The organism is Levilactobacillus yiduensis, assembly GCF_024718525.1.
Taxonomy (GTDB): Bacteria; Bacillota; Bacilli; order Lactobacillales; family Lactobacillaceae; genus Levilactobacillus; species Levilactobacillus yiduensis.
Map to the genome: position 1 here is coordinate 1 of NZ_JAMXAZ010000054.1, position 3,282 is coordinate 3,282.

At 44.0% G+C, this 3,282-nt stretch carries 3 protein-coding genes; 2 read left to right on the forward strand and 1 reads right to left on the reverse strand.

Going from position 1 to position 3,282, the window contains the following annotated elements; translation table 11 throughout:
- Positions 1-489: 489 nt before the first annotated feature.
- A complete protein-coding gene (locus NGM66_RS14095; protein ID WP_258115834.1) occupies positions 490-639 on the forward strand; it encodes a hypothetical protein in 150 nt (49 codons plus the stop codon).
- Between the two features lie 12 nt (positions 640-651).
- Here the strand turns inward: NGM66_RS14095 and NGM66_RS14100 are convergent, their stop codons facing one another.
- Entirely contained in the window at positions 652-1,788 is a 1,137-nt protein-coding gene (locus tag NGM66_RS14100) for a baeRF6 domain-containing protein (RefSeq protein WP_258115835.1), read from the reverse strand.
- 157 nt (positions 1,789-1,945) lie between these two features.
- Here NGM66_RS14100 and NGM66_RS14105 point away from each other — a divergent pair, with 157 nt between their 5' ends.
- Positions 1,946-2,803, forward strand: a complete 858-nt coding sequence (locus tag NGM66_RS14105; protein ID WP_367296638.1) for an IS982 family transposase — start codon at positions 1,946-1,948, stop codon at positions 2,801-2,803.
- Positions 2,804-3,282: the final 479 nt, after the last annotated feature.

The following is a 3,282-nucleotide window of genomic DNA, read 5'->3' on the forward strand; positions in this document are numbered from 1 at the left end:
AGCTGAACACCAGTAAGATGATGATTAGCTTAGCCTTCCTGCGAATACTCTTGAAAAGATTCTAAACACGTTCTTAGTCCGACTTCCGGGGCCGGCTGACAACGCTGGAACAGGGCGGACATCGATTTGAACTCACGCAGCAACCCACTGCGCAATTTCAAATACGAGTCTTCTTCTAGCCCGGGAAATTCACCCGGACAAGAAGAATTTCGCCCTTGAGCATTGTCAGCCAGCCCCTACAGTCGGGAAACCGCTCGAATGGCAGATGAACGACCACCTATCTTGGTGCAATTGACCACTGAATATTTAAGTGTCTGGTCCTTCAGACAAAGGCTTAATTTGTATCGTTGATGCCTGGAAGCCGGTGTAGGACGCGCCTACCACAGAAAGTTTACAGTAACTCGCCTTGTTTTCCAGCGATTCTAAGCTGGCTGTTTTTGAACTTGGAATAGCATGATTCATGACAAATTAACTATCACAATGCGTATTATGAAGATCAAAGTAAGATTGGTGGGTGATTCCGCAGTCCTAACCATTCCTAAAGTATTCAATATTGAAAAGGATGCAGAATTTGAAGTTGAACAACCCCAAATAACCCGCCCAAGTTCTCACAAACTTGGGCGGGTTATTTCAGCTTAATCGAACGTCAATTTAGTACCGCATGATGGCGAGGGCGGCAGTTTCGACGGGCATCCGGTCAGCTGGGATGATGCGAATCTGACCATTCATTGCCATCACCACATCGACGAGGTCATCGATTAGATTATCTGGTGCAGCGACGGGGTCGGGTTGTTCGACGGTGGTTGTTGGCAGGCCACCAGCGACATTCGCGTCAGCTGCAACGATCAAGGTGTCGATGCGACCGCTGAGTGCGGGTTTGATCATGTCGAAGGGATCGTCAATGGCGAGTTGCCGTGATTGGGCCTGGTCGTAGCGCTCCATCATGATGTCGGCGAGCTGCGTATGCCACTTGGTCTGAACTGGTTCAATGGCCGTTTGCATGGCACCTAACGTTAAGTTGCTTGGCGATTTATCAATCATCAAGTGTTGCGACAAGTACGGGTTCTTGTTGATTGCCCGAAAGACAGCTTGATTATGTGGCAAGCCCATCAAAATCAGTAGGCGTTGTGTCCGTTGTGAGTAGGCTTGGACGTAGGTTGAAACTTGTTGGTAATAGTTACGCTGGTCAATATCGCGCTCTTCGGCTTTCGCGTTGTGGCCGTGATAGTTCGCGCCGTGGACCGGACTCGCGTTGAAATTCAGGTCACCGCCGCGCTTTTCAGTCCCCAGTGCTTCTGTCAAAGTTCGAGGGGCATCCGCGGGCAGCTCGATTTCAATGAAGCGACCGTCACGTTGTGCATAGAGTGCCATGCTATCTTCGTTAAGCGCTAACAAATCAAAATCAAATTGATGTTGACGGTCGGCGAGCACCGGACGAATCGCAGGCATACTATTGACGATAACTTGATTTTCGGTTGGGTATTGCAGGTCAAAGACGTGTAAATCGCGGCCGTTGGTAATAATTCCCGTTTGAGGCCCCGTATGTTGAAGCCAGAAGGCGTTATCATCGATCAGTTGGGTCAACTGTTGCTGATAAGGCGCAAAGTCTGTCTTGGGAAAGTGGTGGGCCATCTGGGTTTCAGCGTCGTTAATTAATTGTTTGAATTGTAAGCGGCGGCGGTTCAGGTCGTTCATGACAACGGCCGTATTGCCATAGATTGCAATGAAGGGGCCGTCGTCGCGCTGTTGCATCAGTTGTGTGAGATCGTTTTTAACCATCGTTTCCATAGGTCCAACCTGCTTTCTGTATTTGATAAGCCTAGCATACCAAGGATTGGATTATTAACGCAAATATTATGATTACGCGTGGTGCTAGTTAAATTTAGACAGTAAAAAAGCCTGACGGCTTACACTTAAAGCAATCTAGAGCAAAGAAGTGTTAAGTATGTCAGACCAATTTAAGTCTAATCAAAGTAATAATCGAATACAAGCCCCATGGTTCGAATGGCAAACAATCCTAAGTCCGCTGTACCACAAATACGTACCAGCGGTTGTACGCCATCGAAAGAATGTGACGCAAGCTATCCTACAAGATGTGACAGTACTAGCTTTAATGTGTTGGCAAGTTACCATTGGAATTGAAAATCAGCGAGCCTTTTATCGCTTGTTAGCTAGTTTGGGGCTGTTACTGCCAGAAAGATCACGATTCAACCGTATTTGTCAGCAAGCCGGAGCTTTGTTTAACATGATTAGAAATGGCTTACTGCAAGAAGCGTTGCCAACGGCAACCTATACCATAATCGATAGTATGCCGATGCCTCTGTGTCAGCCAATCCGCAATCATAGCGCCAAGGTTTTTAGTCCAACCGCCTCAATTGGCTATAATGCGACCAAGAAAACATGGTTTTATGGTTTCAAAGGCCATTTTCAGGTCACAAATGCAGGAATTGTAGTGGCATACGCCATTACTAAGGCTTCAATCCATGATGTTAAGTTGGTAAAAGCCTTAGTAAACCAATATTTCAGTGCCAAAATTCTGGCTGATTCAGGGTATATCAGTCATGCACTGCATACCGATTTAAAAGGAAAGGGCATCTGGTTTTGGACACCATGTCGTAAAAATATGAAACAACGTTCAAGTGATGAAACCTTATTAAAAGGCCAACGGCGTAGGATAGAGACGGTATTTTCGCAATTATGTTGTTTATTTAATATCGAACACAACCCTGCGCGATCATACTTAGGGTTTCAAGCACGCCTAGAACAGTGTCTTTTTATCGATACCTGGTTCAAAATCAACTAGCACCACGCGTGAAACATTATTTGGAAATACAGGGGCAGCAACTTTGGAAGAATTAGAACAAGAACTAAAATGCGAAGATCGTGTAAATAGTTTAAATTCAGTTCCTACGAAGTTTTATCAGGCTTACAAACTAGTTTTCACAAAATATATGCAGTTAATTAATAGTCCACAAGTTTGCCGATTATTAGAGATTCTGAACTCAGATAGTTGTAAAACTTATGAAAAGCCAATCGACTTCACAAAACTATTTACAGAATGCTATGAAAATAGTCAAAAAATATGCATAACATCAAAGTTGTCTGATATGCTCTGTTATCATACAATGGTAGTATAGTTTTAAATAAAATTAGTGCTAGTAGATTGTATAACCACTAAATCCTATATGGTTGGAGGTAGTAATTATGAGTGTTTAAATAATTATGTGTAAATAGAAAAATAAGCAATTGAAAAGGGAAAGCCTCTCCCTTATGATAGTTAGC

Excerpts from the sequence above, each read along its gene's own strand:
- NGM66_RS14100 (WP_258115835.1), bottom strand. The coding sequence starts at position 1,788 with ATGGAAACGATGGTTAAAAACGATCTCACACAACTGATGCAACAGCGC.
- NGM66_RS14095 (WP_258115834.1), top strand. The coding sequence starts at position 490 with ATGAAGATCAAAGTAAGATTGGTGGGTGATTCCGCAGTCCTAACCATT.
- NGM66_RS14105 (WP_367296638.1), top strand. The coding sequence starts at position 1,946 with ATGTCAGACCAATTTAAGTCTAATCAAAGTAATAATCGAATACAAGCC.